Origin of the sequence: Fibrella aestuarina BUZ 2 (assembly GCF_000331105.1) — a bacterium.
In the GTDB taxonomy this organism is placed as follows: Bacteria; Bacteroidota; Bacteroidia; order Cytophagales; family Spirosomataceae; genus Fibrella; species Fibrella aestuarina.
The window spans coordinates 1534578-1552236 of sequence record NC_020054.1 but is presented as its reverse complement, the minus strand read 5'-3'; the positions used below and the strand labels follow the sequence as shown (position 1 = coordinate 1552236).

The 17659-nt window shown below is 53.8% G+C and carries 15 protein-coding genes; 5 read left to right on the top strand and 10 right to left on the bottom strand.

Annotated elements, in window-relative coordinates; translation table 11 throughout:
- Nucleotides 1–30: 30 nt before the first annotated feature.
- Nucleotides 31–1281, top strand: coding sequence for an ornithine--oxo-acid transaminase (gene rocD / locus FAES_RS06255; protein WP_015330357.1), 1251 nt, complete (start codon nt 31–33; stop codon nt 1279–1281).
- On the opposite strand, the gene FAES_RS06250 is transcribed toward rocD, so the two are convergent.
- The 3 genes from FAES_RS06250 to FAES_RS06240 all read right to left on the bottom strand — a co-directional run bounded on the left by FAES_RS06250 (nt 1278) and on the right by FAES_RS06240 (nt 6356).
- The gene (locus tag FAES_RS06250) at nt 1278–4343 is read right to left on the bottom strand and encodes a lantibiotic dehydratase (RefSeq protein WP_015330356.1); all 3066 of its coding nucleotides are present in this window, start codon (nt 4341–4343) and stop codon (nt 1278–1280) included. The two genes, rocD and FAES_RS06250, sit on opposite strands and share 4 nt — an antisense overlap.
- Before the next feature lie 69 nt (nt 4344–4412).
- Nucleotides 4413–5147, bottom strand: coding sequence for a LytR/AlgR family response regulator transcription factor (locus tag FAES_RS06245; protein ID WP_015330355.1), 735 nt, complete (start codon nt 5145–5147; stop codon nt 4413–4415).
- A gap of 108 nt (nt 5148–5255) precedes the next feature.
- Nucleotides 5256–6356 carry a sensor histidine kinase gene (locus FAES_RS06240; RefSeq protein ID WP_041257598.1) on the bottom strand — a complete coding sequence of 367 codons (1101 nt, stop codon included), beginning with the start codon at nt 6354–6356 and terminating at the stop codon, nt 5256–5258.
- Nucleotides 6357–6644: 288 nt separating this feature from the next.
- Between FAES_RS06240 and FAES_RS30720 the strand changes: the two genes are divergently transcribed.
- The 4 genes from FAES_RS30720 (at nt 6645) to FAES_RS06235 (ending at nt 8673) form a co-directional block, all read left to right on the top strand.
- Nucleotides 6645–6767 carry a hypothetical protein gene (locus FAES_RS30720; RefSeq protein WP_262493765.1) on the top strand — a complete coding sequence of 41 codons (123 nt, stop codon included), beginning with the start codon at nt 6645–6647 and terminating at the stop codon, nt 6765–6767.
- Nucleotides 6768–6975: 208 nt separating this feature from the next.
- The gene (locus tag FAES_RS30715; protein ID WP_262493765.1) at nt 6976–7098 is read left to right on the top strand and encodes a hypothetical protein; all 123 of its coding nucleotides are present in this window, start codon (nt 6976–6978) and stop codon (nt 7096–7098) included.
- Nucleotides 7099–7220: 122 nt separating this feature from the next.
- Nucleotides 7221–7343, top strand: a complete 123-nt coding sequence (locus tag FAES_RS30710) for a hypothetical protein (protein ID WP_262493764.1) — start codon at nt 7221–7223, stop codon at nt 7341–7343.
- A 322-nt stretch (nt 7344–7665) separates the two neighbouring features.
- The gene (locus FAES_RS06235) at nt 7666–8673 is read left to right on the top strand and encodes a lanthionine synthetase LanC family protein (RefSeq protein ID WP_041257597.1); all 1008 of its coding nucleotides are present in this window, start codon (nt 7666–7668) and stop codon (nt 8671–8673) included.
- Nucleotides 8674–8785: 112 nt separating this feature from the next.
- Here the strand turns inward: FAES_RS06235 and FAES_RS06230 are convergent, their stop codons facing one another.
- The 7 genes from FAES_RS06230 to FAES_RS06200 all read right to left on the bottom strand — a co-directional run bounded on the left by FAES_RS06230 (nt 8786) and on the right by FAES_RS06200 (nt 17593).
- Nucleotides 8786–9766, bottom strand: coding sequence for a M48 family metalloprotease (locus FAES_RS06230; RefSeq protein WP_015330352.1), 981 nt, complete (start codon nt 9764–9766; stop codon nt 8786–8788).
- A 126-nt stretch (nt 9767–9892) separates the two neighbouring features.
- Nucleotides 9893–10789: a twin-arginine translocase subunit TatC gene (gene tatC / locus FAES_RS06225; protein ID WP_015330351.1), complete on the bottom strand. Its 897-nt coding sequence runs from the start codon at nt 10787–10789 to the stop codon at nt 9893–9895.
- Nucleotides 10790–10896: 107 nt separating this feature from the next.
- The gene (gene glyA / locus FAES_RS06220; RefSeq protein WP_015330350.1) at nt 10897–12207 is read right to left on the bottom strand and encodes a serine hydroxymethyltransferase; all 1311 of its coding nucleotides are present in this window, start codon (nt 12205–12207) and stop codon (nt 10897–10899) included.
- A 252-nt stretch (nt 12208–12459) separates the two neighbouring features.
- Nucleotides 12460–12927, bottom strand: a complete 468-nt coding sequence (gene rpsG, locus FAES_RS06215) for a 30S ribosomal protein S7 (protein ID WP_015330349.1) — start codon at nt 12925–12927, stop codon at nt 12460–12462.
- Nucleotides 12928–13062: 135 nt separating this feature from the next.
- The gene (gene rpsL, locus FAES_RS06210) at nt 13063–13485 is read right to left on the bottom strand and encodes a 30S ribosomal protein S12 (RefSeq protein WP_015330348.1); all 423 of its coding nucleotides are present in this window, start codon (nt 13483–13485) and stop codon (nt 13063–13065) included.
- 157 nt (nt 13486–13642) lie between these two features.
- Entirely contained in the window at nt 13643–13966 is a 324-nt protein-coding gene (locus FAES_RS06205) for a DUF3467 domain-containing protein (protein WP_015330347.1), read from the bottom strand.
- Nucleotides 13967–14242: 276 nt separating this feature from the next.
- Complete coding sequence (locus tag FAES_RS06200) at nt 14243–17593, bottom strand: ATP-binding response regulator (protein ID WP_015330346.1); 3351 nt, start codon at nt 17591–17593, stop codon at nt 14243–14245.
- Nucleotides 17594–17659 lie beyond the last annotated feature (66 nt).

Sequence of the window (17659 nt, the reverse complement as noted above, 5' to 3'; positions counted from 1 at the left end):
CACGGAGCGACATTAAAACAGAGTTAAATTATGACCACCACCACGCTGATAACCTCACTCGCCGAACAGGCCATTCAACTTGAAGACCAGTATGGCGCTCACAACTACCATCCGCTACCCGTTGTCTTGACGCGGGGCGAGGGAGTGTTTGTGTGGGATGTGGACGGGCGGCGTTATTACGATTTCCTGTCGGCCTACAGTGCTGTTAGTCAGGGCCATTGCCATCCACGTATTATCAAGGCCCTGATTGAACAGGCCGGGCGGCTGACGCTCACGTCGCGGGCGTTTCATAACGATCAGTTGGGCAAGGCCGAGAAATACCTCTGCGAGTATTTTGGCTTTGATAAGGTGCTAATGATGAACTCAGGCGTGGAAGCTGGCGAAACGGCCCTGAAACTGACGCGAAAATGGGCCTACAAAGTGAAAGGTATCGCGCAGGACCAGGCCAAAACGGTTTACGCAACCGGCAATTTCTGGGGACGTACGCTCGCCGCCATTTCGTCGTCGACCGATCCCAGCAGCACCAACGACTACGGCCCCCTGTTGCCTGGGTACGTCTTGGTGCCTTATGATGACCTCGCTGCGCTGGAAGCTACGTTTGCTGCCGACCCGAACATTGCCGGTTTCATGGTCGAGCCCATTCAGGGCGAAGCGGGCGTATTGGTACCCTCCGATGGTTACCTGCGCGGGGTACGGGCCCTTTGCACCCAATACAATGTCCTTTTCATTGCCGACGAGGTGCAAACGGGCATCGGCCGTACGGGACGCCGCCTTGCCTGCGACCACGAAGACGTGAAACCCGATATTCTGGTACTGGGGAAAGCACTGTCGGGTGGGGTTATGCCCGTATCGGCCGTGCTGGCGTCTGACGAAATCATGCTGACGATCCGGCCTGGTGAACACGGCAGCACCTTTGGCGGCAACCCGCTGGGCTGTGCGGTAGCCGTAGCGGCGCTCGACGTGGTGCGCGACGAGCGATTGGCGGAGAATGCCGAGGCGATGGGCCAACTCTTCCGCAGCCGACTAAACGCGCTGGCGGCCGAAACCGATCTGATCCGTCAGGTACGTGGCAAAGGGTTGCTCAACGCCATTGTCATCAGTGAGCGCCCCGAGTTTGGGGAAGAAACGGCCTGGGAGCTTTGCCTCCGCTTCCGCGACAACGGGCTGCTTTGCAAACCCACCCATGGTGACAAGATCCGTTTTGCCCCACCGCTCGTGATTACCGAAGCCCAGATGAACGAGGCCTGCGACATTATCGAGCAAACCATCCGGGCTTTCTAAGCTCGGTTTGGCGCTGGGCGGTTCCGCTTCAGTAACGACGTGTATTCTTTCTTCAGCAGGTGATACAGTAGGTACTCGTGTCGACGGTTCTCGGTCGGGAATATGCGGTTCAGGAGCATGTGAATCAGCGAGGCTAGCAAGTCGTCACGCTCGTTCTGATCGGCGAGGGTAGTCTGTAACTCACTAGCCAGCTGCCGGAACTGAGGGGCAAATGACGCGAGTTCAGCCGGGGCGTCGAACGCCGACAGCGCGTCATGGACGACCGGGCGGTATAGCCGATAACTCTTGTCCAGTTGCACGAGCAGCGCCGTATCGGCCCGAAACTCCCGGCTGAATGCATCCCGCAGTCGGGTGATGAGGCCATCTCGCTGGTCGAGGGGCAGTTGCCAGGCTTCGAAGAGGCGATCGACCAGTGCGCAGGCATAGAAGAGCCGACTCGTTTCGCCTTCCTGACTGACGAGCTGCAACACGGGCAGCAGCATCTCGCTTTCTGTGCAGAACCAGGCTTCGCAAAGCGCTATGCGGGCGGCTCCATACCGCTCCACTTCCCGCTGATACGTATCAAGTTGCACCCGATACAGCGTGCCGTAGTCGGCCGTCAGGCGTTGCACCCAGGCCAGCACCTGACCCAGCAATTGCCCATCCTGACCGGGAAAGCTCTGAAAACGTACCCGTAGCTGCGGTTCGGGATGATTGTACCGAACGTAAAACCATTGGCTCAGGCTGCCGGCTTCGCGCAGGTCTTCAGTCAGGATGGGTAGTTCGGTGAGGAGCAACCGCTCACTCGCCTGTTCGCCCGTTACAATCTTCAGATAAACCCACTCGCTACCCGGCGCAAAAATGCGTTGCACGTCGCTGGTTGCTCGGGCGTACGTGTTTGTCGCGGATCGCTTGGAGGTGAAACTGGCGGGAAGAATCAATTCACCGACCCAATGCTGCGTTGGGCCACCCACCCAGCACGTCTGTTCGTTCAACAGCCACTCTTTCAGTTTGACGGTGCCGTGCTTAGTCAACTCGTCAACCAACAACTCAACATTCAGGCCGTTTTCCAGGTCAAGCGGTAGTTCGTTGTCGGCATTCATCATAACGACATACCGGGGCACGTGGTAACGACTCCGCCAACTAGCCAGCCAATCGGCTTGGCTGGTTGGCGCCACGCCTTTCGTCAGTTGCCAGGCCGCTCGGCTCAGGATGACGTTGCGGTAACGAACCTGCGGCAAATACGGCTGTGAGGACAAGGGTCCCCAATCCCAGCCAACGCGCAGGGTGCCCTCCTGCTTTTGCAGATCACAGAGAAACCGGTAGTGGGCCAGCCCCATCGAGAAATTGTGCGCCGTCGATAGCCGGGGGATAACCCGCTTATTCAGCCGCCTCGATCGCAGCACAATACGTTGTCCACGCGGGGCCGAAATCAGCAGATCATCGAGCGGGATTTGATAGGCGTCAGGTACGCCACTAACGGATAGAATCGGAATTTCGTAAGAACGCAGCGCCGGGCGGGTCAGCACGTTGGCGAGTTTGGCTTCGGGCAGATGGACGATTTCGGCCCAAATGGCGTCGGCTTCCGAGGCCTCTTCCTGTTGCAGGCTTGCTTGCAGTTGGGCTTTCAGTTCATCGTCCAGGTGAGCCATACGGCCCAGCAGGTTGGCCGCCGACGGCCCCCCGCCCGCTACCAGATGAAACTGCCAGTCGCCCGCGTCGAGCGCCTCGGCTGAGCTGGCCAGCAAGTGGCCCATCCAGTAACCACTGGCCGGTAAAGCAGGCTCAGGTTGCCCGTCGGTCAGGGTGGCCAGATCAGCATCCAACAGGTCCAGCCGGGGTTCGTCAAGGCGCATTGCTTCGGTAAAAAGCCGGAGCATCGTCTGTTGCGCCACCGTGAACGGAACGTCACCCGCGGCCATTTCGGGCCAGTCGATACCGTCCAACAAGGCGGCTGTGAGCGAACTCCCCCCGTAACCAACGCCGATATCCGGGTCAAGTGCCAATAGCAGCGGCACTTCCTGCTCTTCGTAGCGTTCGTAGAAACGCTCCCGGAAGGTGGGCAGGTACGTTTGCTCGGCTGGGCTAAGGCGCAGAATCTGCTGTAGTGTCTGGCTCAACTGCTCACGCACGGCTTCCCCAATCGTGTTCTGACTGGCGGGGAAGTACGTGTCGCACTGCACCAGCAGCCGGTTTTCGATAGCGAGAATGGGGGCCAGCAATTCATCTAACCGCTGGCAGTCAGGTACGTTGCTGGCTGGGCTGGCGCGGCGTAGCGTCTCGTGGACATCAGTCAGTAAGTCGATGGCGGGCTGCTGCTCAGCAAATGGACGTAGTCGCTCTAATAGGCGTCCCAATTCATCCTGGGCCGTCAGACTCGGATCGAATTCAGACTGGATTAGCTGATTATCAATCAGATTGTCAAGAAAACCTTGGGCGTCTTCCGCCTCGATCCCGTCTTGCATCAACAGGGTAATCAGGTCAGGAAGCGTAGCGCCGTGGCGGGCTCTTTCCAGAATTTGTTGCAGATACTCCGTATTGTCGGTGACACTCAACGCGTAACTTCCGGGCAATCCCCCCTGCTGATTGGCCTCTACGTAGCGCAGATCGGCGCCAATGGCATAGGTCGTGGTGTTGGATCGGTAGCGCACCGTCGGCCAGATAGCGGGTAGTTGACTGACGTAGTGCAACAGTTGCTGCATAGCCATTGCATCGAGTCGCAGGTACGTTCGTACTGGTGCAGCTTCATCAAACGTAACGCCCGATACGGTCCCCCATTTTCCCAGCGAAATCCCTGAACACAAGCCAAAGGGCGTGGCGCGGGTCGACATCCGAATCAGGTAGCGGTACAGGGTCTTTTGCACCTTATCCGACGGCGATAACGTACCTGCTAACCATTGCTGGCATTGTTGGTACACATCACTGGACGCAAAAAAAAGGGCTTGTTGAGCGTATGGGTGTTGATAATAGGCTTTCAGCACATCAATCAGTGCGTGTCCTTGCCGTAGTCGGTGTTGGACCTGAAAATAGGTCTCAACAGGCAACAGTGGCCGACGCAGCACATAGAACGGATGCAGTTGCATGGAAACAATCGGCTGACGTATTGCCAGAAGCGGCAGCCATCAATCGGGTAAACCCCTGATCGGCAAGGGCTATTTAGTCTGGATAAGCTGTTTACTAAACTTCAGCAGCAAGTCTTCCTTATACTTGCCAGACGTGGGAATCCGCGGCGCTCCTTTCATCAGGATCTCGTTCCCGTCGATAGCCGTGATCATGCGGGTAGCTACGATATAGGACCGGTGAACGCGGGTAAAGAGCCGGTCGGGTAATCGCTCTTCCAGATCCGAAATGCCAATGTACGTGACTATACGCTCTTTCTTGTCCGTATAAATCGACACGTAATTTTTCAAACCCTCAACGTACACGATTTCGGCTAAATCGATTTTACGGTATTTCCCCTTATGTTCAGTTTTGACCAGAATGAAATCGGGCTCTTCGTCTTTTTCCGCCGCTACGGAAGCAGGGACCGGGCGGGCAATCTGATTAAATACCTTTTCAGTGGCCTTCAGGAACCGCTGGTATGGAATTGGTTTAAGCAGATAATCAACTACGTTTCTTTCAAATCCTTCCAGTGCATACTCACTGTAGGCAGTAGTCATAATTACCCGGTAATTACCACTATATAGATCCAGAAATTGCAGGCCTGTCAGCCGCGGCATCTGAATATCAAGGAATAACAGATCAATACCGCCCCATTCCAGCATATCAGCCGCCTCAAATACGTTGGTCGTTGCCCCAACCAGTTTAAGATAAGGGGTATCGTTCACATAACGCTTGAGGATGTTGATTGCAGCGTGTTCGTCATCCAGAATCAGGCAATTGATCATAACCAACGAGTAGGTAACGTGAAAATTGACTACGCAGGTGATGCGTATAGAGGCGTTTAGACGATGAGCTGGCGAATTGACTACAATTATCGCTCTTTTTGCATAATATCACTCATGCACGACTTGGTGTTTGGCTACTTTTTTATCTACTTCTGTAAAATTTATATGAATCTCAACAGCGTAGAAATTCTTCGTTTCCTGCACCTTAAGGTCATACATATCATCGTAAAAAATTGTTAACTGCTTTTCGATGTTCTTCATGCCAACGCCTCCCTGCGAATAGGTTGGAAACTCTTTTTTAGCATTATTCCCATAATACGATAACGAGTTGTCGTCCAGCACAATGCGAACGGTGGCCGGGTTGTTCACGTCGGAGAGGTCACCGTATTTAAATATATTTTCAATAAGCGAAATCAGGATTAACGGCAGAATCGACAAGTGTGCCTCCAGTTCATCACCTTCGACCGTCAGTTCAAGGTTCATCTGATCGCCAAAGCGTAGTCGTTGCAGGTTGATGTAATGCCGTATGTAATTCAACTCGTGCTCAACCGTTACTAACGACTTGCTACTTAACTGCATTACCGTACGCATCATCGTGGCCAATTCAAAAATAGCGTCGGCTAGCCGCGTGGAAGTGTTCAGCGCTTCGGAGTAAAAAAAATTCAACGTATTGAATATAAAATGTGGATTTAGCTGTACCCGAAGAAAGGCTAATTCTGACTGAACTTTGGCCTGTTCGAGTTGAAGCATGTCGTGCTGCATCCGCTGTTTCTGCCGTTCAAGACGGATGGTATCGAGCGCGAACCAGTAGCCGTAACTGAACAGCAAATATTGTAGCGCAATCCAGATTGAGTCAGGCAAAAATTTGGAGAACATGGTACTGAAACTGCTGTATTCGTTCACGTACCCCACCGCCGGGAAGTAATAGTAAAACAACAGATACCGTAGCCCGATAAATACGGCCAACAGGACCACGGTGTATAGTAAAAGCCTGATATACTGCTTACGAGCTACTTGTGGCTGAACGACCAGATAAGTATTTGCATAAAAAAGCAGGGCTGCTAACGAATAAGTAAATAGAGTTCGCTGAGGGGTGATTTGATGATAATCACCGATAAAGAGCAGCAGATTATTAACCGTGAAATGCAGAAACCAGGCTAATAAATGCAGTAGAATCGTCCGCCCGTAACGCTGGAACCAAGCCAACATACGGGGCAAGTGCGGGATTCGTATAGGCCAATCTGACCCTGGTATAATTGATTTCACAGCTCTGATTTTCACGCTCAACTTTGCATTGTCAAGTTTAACGACACCCATAAACAAGCAATCATCATGACAACGATCAACACACCCCGGCTTCAGTTTAACAAGCGTCAAGTCGCTACCCTTAACACTCGTCAGCGTGCCAACGGCCGCTCATCGACTTGGCCCACTGTCGCCACGGTTATCGGTTAATTCATTCATATTCAGTCCATCACTCTAGCATTAGTACACCTCATGACAACGTCTGCATCACCCCGTCTCCAGTTCAACAAACGCCAAGTAGCGACCCTCAACGTCCGTCAGCGCGCCAATGGCCGCTCATCGACCTGGCCTACCGTTGCTACCGTTATCGGCTAATTTTCCACACACTGACACGTTCACCCCAAAGACAGCAATCATCATGACAACGATCAACACACCCCGGCTTCAGTTTAACAAGCGTCAAGTCGCTACCCTCAACACTCGTCAGCGTGCCAACGGCCGCTCATCGACTTGGCCCACTGTCGCCACGGTTATCGGTTAATTCATTCATATTCAGTCCATCACTCTAGCATTAGTACACCTCATGACAACGTCTGCATCACCCCGTCTCCAGTTCAACAAACGCCAAGTAGCGACCCTCAACGTCCGTCAGCGCGCCAACGGCCGCTCATCGACTTGGCCTACCGTCGCTACCGTTATCGGCTAGTTCAGCCATCGGCTTTATCCGCGTCAGCAGCCAACTTACGGATATAAAACTAATTGTCTGCGACAACAAAAATTTCACCAGCCTTAAGTAACCCGATAATAAATTTCCATCAATTGACCAATATGGCAACGATCAATGCACCCCGTCTTCAGTTTAACAAGCGTCAGGTAGCGACCCTCAACGTCCGTCAGCGCGCCAATGGTCGCTCATCGACCTGGCCTACCGTCGCCACTGTCATTGGTTAAGTTACCGCTTAAAAGCTTTATCCATTGATTGGTTAACAGTTTATTCATCTACCAGAATACTTGGTACGATTACTGTGACACCGAAGGCATTCCCCCAAGTAACCCATAAAAGTTAAAACAACTGAATAGGATGACAACGTTGACCGCCTTTGCCCGTTTATCTTTCAGCAAACGTCAAGTGGTTAGCCTCAACGTCTGTCAACGCATTAACAGTGGTCGGTCGTCAACTTGGCCTGCTATTGCTACTGTAATTGGTTAAACTTTTTGTTGTTTTGCACTTATGGTTCCAACTGTTGGTTCCCCCAAGTATCCTATTTCTACGATGCCTCTGCTTGAAGCAGCACTGATGCAGGCATGGCAGGGAAGTTATGCGGCTTGGTATCAAGTACGCAAGCAGGCGATAACCGATGATTTGGGGCAAGATCCAACCAACCGGCTTTTGCTGCTGTTGGGTGAAGAAATCACCAGCACATCCCGCTTTACTCCCGAGCAACAGGCGCTCGATGCCTACCTGTTCAGCACGGTACAAGGCCCGATTGCGAATAACCAATGGGCTGTTGCCGATGGCACTGCGCCGCTGATTGGCCATTTCGCCAGCCGACGTACCCGGGGACACCTCCAATACGACACCTACGAAAAACCGCTGATCGAAGGCGCGCTTGCGTATCTCAGCACGGCTTTGGACGCGGCTACCATTGATCTGTCATTGGCGACAGGCCTGACGGGCAAATTGCTTAGCGTGGGTAGTGTGTATGACAACGAACTCTTCGACAATTTTTCGCACCCGGTCATGCCCGAAATTGACCGGTTACTGCGCCAATATATACGACTGTTGCAACAAAGCCGGCTACCGATTGATGCCAGCCTGGAGCAATTCGTCCAATTCCCGAACCTGATTTCGAAAACCGATAACCTTTGGGAAGAGCCCGAACACGGGGGCTGGGCCGAAGGTGATCTGGGGCAGGCCATGTTGCTGGCTCAGTGCGGCCGCTGGCTCAACCAGCCCGATTTGCTCAAATGGGCCATCCGCGTGGCGGCGTATACGATCCACCGTCGGAAGATCGGGCAAATGCAGATTGACACTCCGGGCATTCGATATGGTATGGCTGGCATGATGCGGCTCTATCAGCGGGTATACGAACTCACTGGCGAGCCAACCATCGAACTCGAAGCCCAACTCTGGCGCCAACAACTGCATACGCTGTTACCGACTTTGGAAGGAGCAACAGCACCCGATTACTCCTTATTTGACGGCTTACTGGGCCTCTACGGTGCCATGCAGACCAGATACGACGGCAGCGACTTGCCGCTTCGTAGCCTGTTGCTGTAACGCTGATCTTGATCCCGAAGCGAAGGAATTACGAACATCGACCTTATACCTATCGAATGATAGCGAAGACGGCCCCGGCTCTAGAGTTGGGGCCGTCTTCGTTGTACAGGTGTCAGCGTAGTACGTCATTGGCGTAGGTACCTTCCTCTTCAACGCCCCCTTCTGCATCGTACAACGTACCTGGACCGCTCCGCTTCCCGTTTCGGAACGTACCTACGAAGCGGTCACCGTCCGAAAAGTAGTAGGTGCCTTTTCCGTGGGGCTGATCATAAGCAAACTGACCTGCATACCGGTCGCCATTGGGATAGTAGTAGACACCGTATCCTGTACGTAGCCCCATCAGCACGCCTCCTTTGTATTTCAGTTTACCACCTGGGTACGTTTGGGTAACCAGCGTAGGGGTCACTCCCGCCGGCGCTGGTGCAGCTTCGGAGGTTGGTTTCGGGGCACTAGCTACCACCGGCGAAGCTGGCCGACTGGGTGCTACCGATTTCGTGCGGGGATAAATCGCGTCGGCCTCAGTCCAGCCTTTGGTGATTGCCTCTAGGCGAGACGAGCGGCCGGGGTGCGAGGTCGACGCACTATAGCTGCCAATCGTACGAATCGCTACGGTAGCCTCACTCAACGTGGCGCCGAGCTGATGCAACACAAAGCCCGAAAACCGATCAGCTTCCAACTCTTTCTGATGCGAGCTTCCCCCCGAATTCAGGGTATGTCCTTGCAGGTGATGGCCAATTTCATGCGCCATGATGCTGACTGCCGACCAGTCGGTTTCGGTTTCATCTTCCAGCTGTTGCATAAACACGCCATCATACAGGATGAACCGCTGCCCGTTCATCACCGCCGCAAAACAGTTACGTGTCTCGGGGCACTCCATAATCTTGAAATTGCGCATCAGCCCGATGGGCCGAAGAATCCGGTCGACCACTTTTTCAGCGTGACGGTTCGACCCGCTGGCCCGGTCGGTACAGCGAACAGTAGGGGCAGCATTGCCCGAGTAATTACAAACGAAAGCCTCGGCAGTCTGCGATTGGGCCAGTGCCGAGCCAACGCCTAACGTGGCTACAACGAGCAGCGGCGCGGTGATCTTCATGGGTAAGTGGGTTAACACACCCACTAAAACGATAAAGTAAGCCCATTCATTTTATCGCCACCTGCTGCACGAAAAAAGCCGCCCGAATTGCTTCCAGCGGCTTTTTGGGGTTGAGTAAATCAGGAATTAGTTAGCCAGCTCCTGAGCGTCTTTCAGGCGGGCGCGCTGAATAGAGCGTGAAACCAGAATACTTACTTCATAGAGCAAAGCCAGTGGCAGCGCAACCAGTACCTGGCTGTATATGTCAGGCGATGGTGTAATGACCCCGGCGATCACCAGAATAACAATCCAGGCGTGTTTCCGGTATTCGCGCATGAAACCAGGCGTCAAGATGCCCACTTTCGAGAGTACAAACGCCACAATTGGCATCTGAAACATCAGGGCGCAACCCAACGACAAGGTGGCAATCACCCCCATGTATGAGGTAATGTCAAATTGGTTCTTAATCTCCGGCGTGAGTTGGTAATTGGCCAGAAAGTTGATCGCCAGCGGTGACACAATGAAGTAGCCAAACAGCAGCCCCATCAGAAACAATGACGACACGTAGAATACGGCCCCACGGGCCGCTTTCGTTTCCGAAGTACGCAGCCCCGGTTTGATAAACCGCCAAATCTCCCAGAACGCATACGGGAACGCAAAGCACAGGCCGATGATAAATGACGACGTCAGCGACATCGTGAACTGATCCGACACGCCCAGCGCCTGCAATTCGAAGTCAAGTTTCTTTACGCAGAGATCGGCATAGCCCGTGTAGTCAGACAACTTACACATCTGCTTGTACGTCCAGAAATCCGCTTTCGCCGGACCCAACACTACAACCGCAAAGATGTCTTTGATGAAGATAAAGGCAATGACGGCGAACACAAAGATCGACGCAAAGGCCCGCAGCAAATGCCACCGAAGTTCTTCCAGGTGTTCGAGGAAGCTCATTTCGGTGCCATCACTGTCAGGATCAGGCAGTGCGCTCTCGCTGTCTTCGTCGTAATTGTAAAATTTGTCGTCAAACGACTGATCTAAAGCCATCTCTAAGAAGTGAACGAGTGAATGCGTGAATGTACGACTAGCAACTAACGCCCGAGTCGTTGCCGATAGGCTGGCAACTAGTCATTCATTCACGCAGTCGCAATTAGTTATGCGTATAACGGAAACGCCTTCATCCAGGCGTTAATTTTCTCCCGAACGGCGCTGATTTTAACGTCGTTGTCGTGGTTCATCAACACTTCATCGATGTAATCCACAATCAACTCCATATCCGCTTCTTTCAGACCGCGCGTTGTCATGGCCGCCGTACCAACCCGCATCCCCGACGTTACCATCGGCGACTTGTCATCGAACGGAACCATGTTTTTGTTAATGGTAATATCAGCCTTAATCAGGGTGTTTTCGGCCAGCTTGCCCGTCAGGCTGGTAGCGGCGCCCCCTTTGGTGCGCAAATCGATCAACATCAAGTGGTTATCCGTACCGCCCGAGATAATCCGGTAGCCTTTTTCGGTAAAGGCTTTCGCCATAGCGAGCGCATTGGCACGTACCTGAACGGCGTAATCGTAGAAATCGTCGGTGAGGGCCTCCCCAAACGCAACGGCTTTTGCCGCAATGATATGCTCAAGCGGCCCACCCTGCGTGCCCGGAAACACGCCCGAGTCGAGCAGCGACGACATCATGCGCAGGTCGCCCTTCGGCGTTTTCAGCCCAAACGGATTCTCGAAATCGTTCCGCATCATGATCATCCCGCCCCGCGTACCGCGCAAGGTCTTGTGCGTGGTGGTCGTGACGATGTGGGCATGTTCGAGGGGATCATTCAGCAGCCCTTTGGCAATGAGCCCGGCGGGGTGCGACACGTCGGCCAGCATCAGTGCCCCTACCGAATCGGCAATGGCGCGCAGGCGGGCGTAGTCCCAGTCGCGGCTGTAGGCCGAGGCACCACAGATGAGCATTTTGGGCTTCTCGCGTTGCGCTGTTTCTTCAACGACATCGTAATTAATTACGCCCGTTTCCTGCTCAACGCCGTAGAACGTCGGGCGGAAATATTTACCGGAAATATTAACCGGCGAACCGTGGGTGAGGTGGCCGCCATGGCTTAAGTCAAAACCGAGGATAGTATCGCCGGGTTTGAGCGTGGCCAGGAACACAGCCGTGTTGGCCTGGGCACCGGAGTGCGGCTGTACGTTGGCCCAGGTCGCGCCAAACAATTCTTTGGCCCGGTCGATGGCAATCTGCTCCACCTGATCAACCACTTCGCAACCACCATAATACCGTTTGCCGGGCAGGCCCTCGGCATATTTGTTGGTCAAAACGCTACCGGCGGCTTCCATCACCTGCGGCGATACGAAATTCTCAGAAGCAATCAGTTCAATGCCTGACTCCTGACGGTGTTGTTCTTTGGCAATCAGATCGAAAATCTGCGCGTCACGTGTGCGGGTGGTTGTCGTTGCAGCGGTCATGTTGAAGGTAAGTTTGTCGTTTGGCGTTTCTCGGTGGGCGTTACTGCCTGAACCAGTCAGCTAACTTTCCGGGAAACAACGCTTGCCCAAAAAGGCCAAACGGCAAACCGCTTTTTATACCCCTCAAAGGTACGGCGTTTCAGGCAGATGCGATTGACCGTGCATTAAAAAAGCCCCCTGCTTTGGGCGGGGGGCTTTCCTTGTTAAACCTATAAGGTTTTGAAAACCTTGTCGGTTTATAAGCGGTCTGTGTTAGAACCGGAAGTGAGAGAACGCCTTGTTGGCTTCGGCCATACGGTGCGTATCGTCTTTCTTTTTAACGGCGGCGCCTTCGCCTTTTGATGCTGCGATGATTTCGGCGGCTAACCGATCTACCATCGTTTTCTCGCCGCGTGAACGAGCATACCGGATCAGCCATTTCATGCCTACCGAGACCTTCCGGTCTGCGCGTACTTCGGTCGGCACCTGGAAGGTAGCCCCACCGACGCGGCGGCTTTTTACTTCAACCGATGGCATTACGTTGTTCAATGCTTTCCGCCATACATCAAGGCCGCTTTCGCTCGTGCGCTTAGCCACGATATCGAGGGCATCATAGAAGATGGAGTACGACAACGACTTTTTGCCTTCGTACATCAAATTGTTCACAAACTTGGTTACCAGTACCTCTTTGTATTTGGGGTCGGGCAACACATACCGCTTGGGGGGTTTCGACTTTCTCATTGTGTCTTCAGATTTCTCTTACTCTGCCGTAGTCTTTCAACGGGCAGTGTTGGGCATGTATACTACAGAATGGTTGATGTAGAATGAGTTCCAGAACGGCTCATTGTACAGTAGGCACTCTTTGGTATACATTAATTATTTTTTCTTCTTAGCGGGCGCACCTTTACCAGCTGCCGGAGCCTGACCTGGTTTCGGACGTTTCGCACCGTATTTCGACCGGCTTTGCAGACGGCCGCTTACACCAGCCGTATCGAGCGCACCGCGCACGATGTGGTAACGTACACCCGGCAGGTCTTTCACCCGGCCACCGCGAATCAGCACGATTGAGTGCTCTTGCAGGTTGTGGCCTTCGCCCGGAATGTAGGCGTTGACTTCTTTCCCGTTCGACAAACGAACACGGGCAACTTTACGAAGAGCCGAGTTTGGCTTCTTCGGGGTGGTCGTATATACACGAGTACATACACCACGACGCTGCGGGCAAGCGTCCAAAGCCGGAGACTTCGACTTAAACTCCAGCTTTTCGCGGCCCTTGCGGACTAATTGTTGTATGGTAGGCATTAATTAATTGGTTGTTTGCTATGCAATCTGAGACGTCTAAGCACGTCTCCCCGAAATTCGGAGTGCAAAGGTATGAAAATGAGTTCAAAGTTCAAGGTCTAAACCTAAAGTTGCTGCGCCGATCGGGCAGCGGTAAATCTTGGCCCTCAAACACGCATTAGGCTTCGCCTACGGGGCCGCCGAAGCCACCGGTGGGGAAACGGAAGGTATCGTCGGGTTGATTAATGGCCCCGAAATTATCTTCAAACTTGCGGATGTTCTCTTTCAGCGCAACCAGCAACCGCTTGGCGTGTTCGGGCGTCAGGATAATCCGTGATTTTACTTTGGCTTTCGGAATACCGGGCATCAGCCGGATAAAATCGACAATAAACTCGCTGTTCGAGTGGGCAATCATCGCCAAATTCGCGTAAACCCCCTCTGCCACTTCCTCGCTCAGTTCGACATCGATCGATCCGTCGTTATTGAAATTCTGCTGTTCCATATAGTCAAAAATACGGGTTTGACACTGACAATAAAAAACCCCGGCACCGAAGGTACCGAGGTCTTCCTCTACAAGTGGAAAGGTTGAAGCTATAAACAAGCCCAGTCTAAACCGGGTCCTCGTTTGCTTAACTCATACACGCCCGGTTGATTGACGTGTTTACAAAAATAAAAAAACGGTAAAGAATGACAAAACCCCGTACGGACCGTTGAGCTAACGGCTGTGTCCATCCGGTAACCTATTGCAGAGCATGCTGCAGCGAGCCAGGTACGTTGCTCATTGCTCAACAGGCAGAAGAATAGTAAAGGATGCGCCCTGATTCGGCTGACTGTCAGCGACTATAAACCCATGGTGATTCTCAACAATCCGTCGGCAAATCGCCAGGCCAATGCCCGTCCCGGGGTAGTCGCCCTTGTTATTGAGCCGTTGGAACATGCCGAAAATTTTGTCGGCATATTTCATACTGAAGCCAATCCCGTTGTCTGTTACCTTGAGCATGACGTAGGATACCGAATCGGCAAGGCCGAACGTTTCCCGCACCGTACCGGTAACCGGGCAGTTCTGAATGGCGATGAGGGGTGGTCGATCGCCCGCAAATTTTAAGGCATTACTAATCAGATTCTGGAATAGCTGATGCATTTGGCCCGGTATGGCCTGGATGACCGGCAGCGTATCGACACGTACCTGCGCATTACGCTCCTGTATGCGAATGTCGAGATCTTCCAGAATTCGACTAAGTACAATCGTCAGGTCGACCGGTTCAAATTGGGCATCTTGCTTAGAGAGCTTTGAGAACCGCAGCACGTCGTCCACCAGCGACTGCATCCGGGCTACGGCACGGATGATGCGCTCAAAATGCTGCGCTTCTTCCTTTTCCAGCTTGCCGGCCAGCGACATGGCCAGCAGGTTACTGAACGCCTCTACTTTCCGCAGGGGCTCCTTCAGGTCATGGCTTGCCACAGACGCAAACTGCATCAGGTCCAGGTTCGACCGCTCCAGATCGGCGTTTAGCTGATTGAGCGCCATCGTGCGCTCTGCCACTAACCGCTCCAGCCGTTGTTCGCTTTCTTCAATCTGCTGCCGGGCCAAGACCGAATCGGTTACTTCCTGAGCAGCCATAATGACCCCCATCGTATTCCCGTTTATGTCGGTGAAGGGATGAAAGGAGTAATTGAAGTACCCCTCTGCCAACTGACCATGTCGTTTCACGGTCACGCTGCCTTCGGTAATGACGAACGGTTTGCCCGTTTGAAGAATTTGGTCTAACTGCGGGCCAAATCCCTGCTCAACCAGTTCCGGGAAAGCGTCGAGAAAGGGGCGACCTATGAGTTGATCGCGTGAACGGTCGACCAACTGAATGTAAAAATCATTAGCAAACGTAAAGACATGCTGCGGCCCTTCGACGGTGGAAATCGCCACGGGCGCCTGCTGAAACAAGTGGCGTAGCTTGAGCTGTTGCTCCTGCCGATTCTGGGCCAGGTTGATCTGAGCACGTACCCGAGTCAGGAGCTCGTTGGCCGAAAACGGCTTGGTCAGGTAATCGTCGGCCCCCGCCGTATAGCCATCCAGCGTAGCTTCTTCACCCGCCCGCGCCGACAATAACATAACCGGCATTTGCGCTGTTTGGGGGTCCGATTTGATGATGCTAAGCAACTGAGTGCCGTCGAGGTGGGGCATCATGATGTCCGACAAAACCAGATCGGGCTGATGCCGCCGAATCGCCTCCAGGGCTTGTTGCCCGTCAGTCACCACGTCGACGGCGTAATGGGGGCTTAGCAACCGATGAATATAGGCCCGCATATCGGCGTTGTCGTCGGCGAGCAGAATGCGCTTCGTAATAGCCTGACTTGTGGCTGTTTTCGAGCTTGGCTCCGTCGCTGTACTCTCTGTCGATTCAGCATCAGCGACAAATAAGTTGGCGCTGCCCAAAGGCCCATTGGCCGTAGTTGCCAGGGTGGCCTGTTTCATGGGTAAGCGCACGGTGAACGTACTGCCTACATTTACTTCGCTCTGCACGTCAATGGTGCCAGCGTGCAGATCGATTAATTCGTGCACAAGGGCCAGGCCAATGCCTGTCCCCTCAAAGGAACGCCCCCGCGACCCTTCGACCCGGTGGAATCGCTCGAAAAGGCGGGGCAAATCCGCTTCTGGAATACCTACGCCCGTGTCCTGCACCGACAGCTCGACGGCATCATCCAGTTGACGCAATCGGACGGTGATGCTGCCGGCCAACGTAAACTTGAATGCATTGGAAATGAGGTTCAGCACAATTTTTTCCCACATCGTGGGGTCAACGGCCACCGGACCAGTCAGCGTACCGACGTCCACGATTAGCTGTAACCCGGCTTTTTCCACCGCAGAACGAAAGTTGCTGGCCAGATCAACCGTCAACGTTGCCAGATCGGTCAGGGCGAAGTTGGCCTGCAACCGTCCGGCTTCCAGGCGGCTAAAATCGAGCAGCGTATTGACCAGCCGCAACAGCCGCCGGGCATTGCGGTGAGCCGCCTGAACGTGCGTTTGGTGAGCTCTACTTAGTGCCCCATCCGTTCCGCGCAACAGTTCTTCCAGGGGCCCGAGCATCAGCGTCAGCGGCGTGCGAAATTCGTGGCTGATGTTGCTAAAAAATAAGGTCTTGGCGCGGTTTAGCTCGGCCAGTTGTTCGAGGTGCTGGCGTTCTTCTTCGGCAGCCCGGGCGTTCTGGATCGCTGCGGCGGCCTGATTGGCCATCAGTTCGTAAAACGTCCGGTAGTCGGTGTCCAGCTGCCGGGTTGGGTTAATAGCCGCGACCAGCACCCCCAGCGGATGGTGTTGACCTGGTGCTACCAGTGGCAATACAATCGCCTGCCTGATCGCCTGACCAGCCGGGCCCATCGGCAATTCCGGCGTCGGAGCCCAGTGCCCAGTTAGCGCTTTGTTTTCTTCCAGTACCTGCGCCAGGGGGAGCCCAAGCGGGGCGGTCCATAAACCGTCCAGAGTTACCTGTTGCCAATCCGCCGCGGGTGTGACATGAACGGCCTGTTCAAGCCGTAGCGATCGATTGTCGGCCTGAGTCAGGTACAACAAAGCAAACGGTATATCGGCGGTGTTCTGGGCCAGTGTCTGGGCAATGGATTCGCAAGCGGCCTGCGCGGTACGTTCGCCAAGGGCATTGGCCGTCAGGGCCGACAAGGTGGCCAGCCGGCGCGTGTTGAGGTTCTGAGCGGTTACTTCAACATTAGGACAGAAGAGCCCATCTACCCGCCCACATTCGCCCCGAATAGGGCTGTAGGAGAATGAGTAAAACGTTTCCTCCAGCATTCCGCCCCGGTCCATGAATAACTGCACGTCATCCACAAACGACGATTCCCCCTGCTGGAATACCTTATCGGCCAATGGCCCGCAGAAATCCCAGATTTCCTGCCAGACCACCGCCGCGGGTTGCCCTAACGCCTGAGGGTGCTTTGCCAAGCTCAACACCGGAATGTAGGCATCATTGTACAGGAACGTCATGGCATCGCCCCAACCGATCCACATGGGTTGCCGGGCATTGAGCATCAGGGTCACGGCTGTCTTCAGGCTTTGTGGCCATTGCTCAATCGGACCCAATGGCGTTAACGACCAGTCGAAGTCTGCAATTAGGGTAGCCATTTCCCCGCCGCCTGCCAGGAAATTAGTCTTAGTTATCACCGTTGAGTAGTTTTGCACCAACCAGAA

What these genes read in the sequence shown, in the direction of transcription:
- FAES_RS06250 (WP_015330356.1), bottom strand. Translation starts at nt 4,343, where the DNA reads ATGCAACTGCATCCGTTCTATGTGCTGCGTCGGCCACTGTTGCCTGTT.
- glyA (WP_015330350.1), bottom strand. Translation starts at nt 12,207, where the DNA reads ATGACCGCTGCAACGACAACCACCCGCACACGTGACGCGCAGATTTTC.
- FAES_RS06230 (WP_015330352.1), bottom strand. Translation starts at nt 9,766, where the DNA reads ATGAAGATCACCGCGCCGCTGCTCGTTGTAGCCACGTTAGGCGTTGGC.
- FAES_RS30710 (WP_262493764.1), top strand. Translation starts at nt 7,221, where the DNA reads ATGGCAACGATCAATGCACCCCGTCTTCAGTTTAACAAGCGTCAGGTA.
- FAES_RS06205 (WP_015330347.1), bottom strand. Translation starts at nt 13,966, where the DNA reads ATGGAACAGCAGAATTTCAATAACGACGGATCGATCGATGTCGAACTG.
- FAES_RS06240 (WP_041257598.1), bottom strand. Translation starts at nt 6,356, where the DNA reads ATGTTGGCTTGGTTCCAGCGTTACGGGCGGACGATTCTACTGCATTTA.
- FAES_RS06245 (WP_015330355.1), bottom strand. Translation starts at nt 5,147, where the DNA reads ATGATCAATTGCCTGATTCTGGATGACGAACACGCTGCAATCAACATC.
- FAES_RS06200 (WP_015330346.1), bottom strand. Translation starts at nt 17,593, where the DNA reads ATGGCTACCCTAATTGCAGACTTCGACTGGTCGTTAACGCCATTGGGT.
- FAES_RS30720 (WP_262493765.1), top strand. Translation starts at nt 6,645, where the DNA reads ATGACAACGTCTGCATCACCCCGTCTCCAGTTCAACAAACGCCAAGTA.
- FAES_RS06235 (WP_041257597.1), top strand. Translation starts at nt 7,666, where the DNA reads ATGCCTCTGCTTGAAGCAGCACTGATGCAGGCATGGCAGGGAAGTTAT.
- rpsG (WP_015330349.1), bottom strand. Translation starts at nt 12,927, where the DNA reads ATGAGAAAGTCGAAACCCCCCAAGCGGTATGTGTTGCCCGACCCCAAA.
- tatC (WP_015330351.1), bottom strand. Translation starts at nt 10,789, where the DNA reads ATGGCTTTAGATCAGTCGTTTGACGACAAATTTTACAATTACGACGAA.
- rocD (WP_015330357.1), top strand. Translation starts at nt 31, where the DNA reads ATGACCACCACCACGCTGATAACCTCACTCGCCGAACAGGCCATTCAA.
- FAES_RS30715 (WP_262493765.1), top strand. Translation starts at nt 6,976, where the DNA reads ATGACAACGTCTGCATCACCCCGTCTCCAGTTCAACAAACGCCAAGTA.
- rpsL (WP_015330348.1), bottom strand. Translation starts at nt 13,485, where the DNA reads ATGCCTACCATACAACAATTAGTCCGCAAGGGCCGCGAAAAGCTGGAG.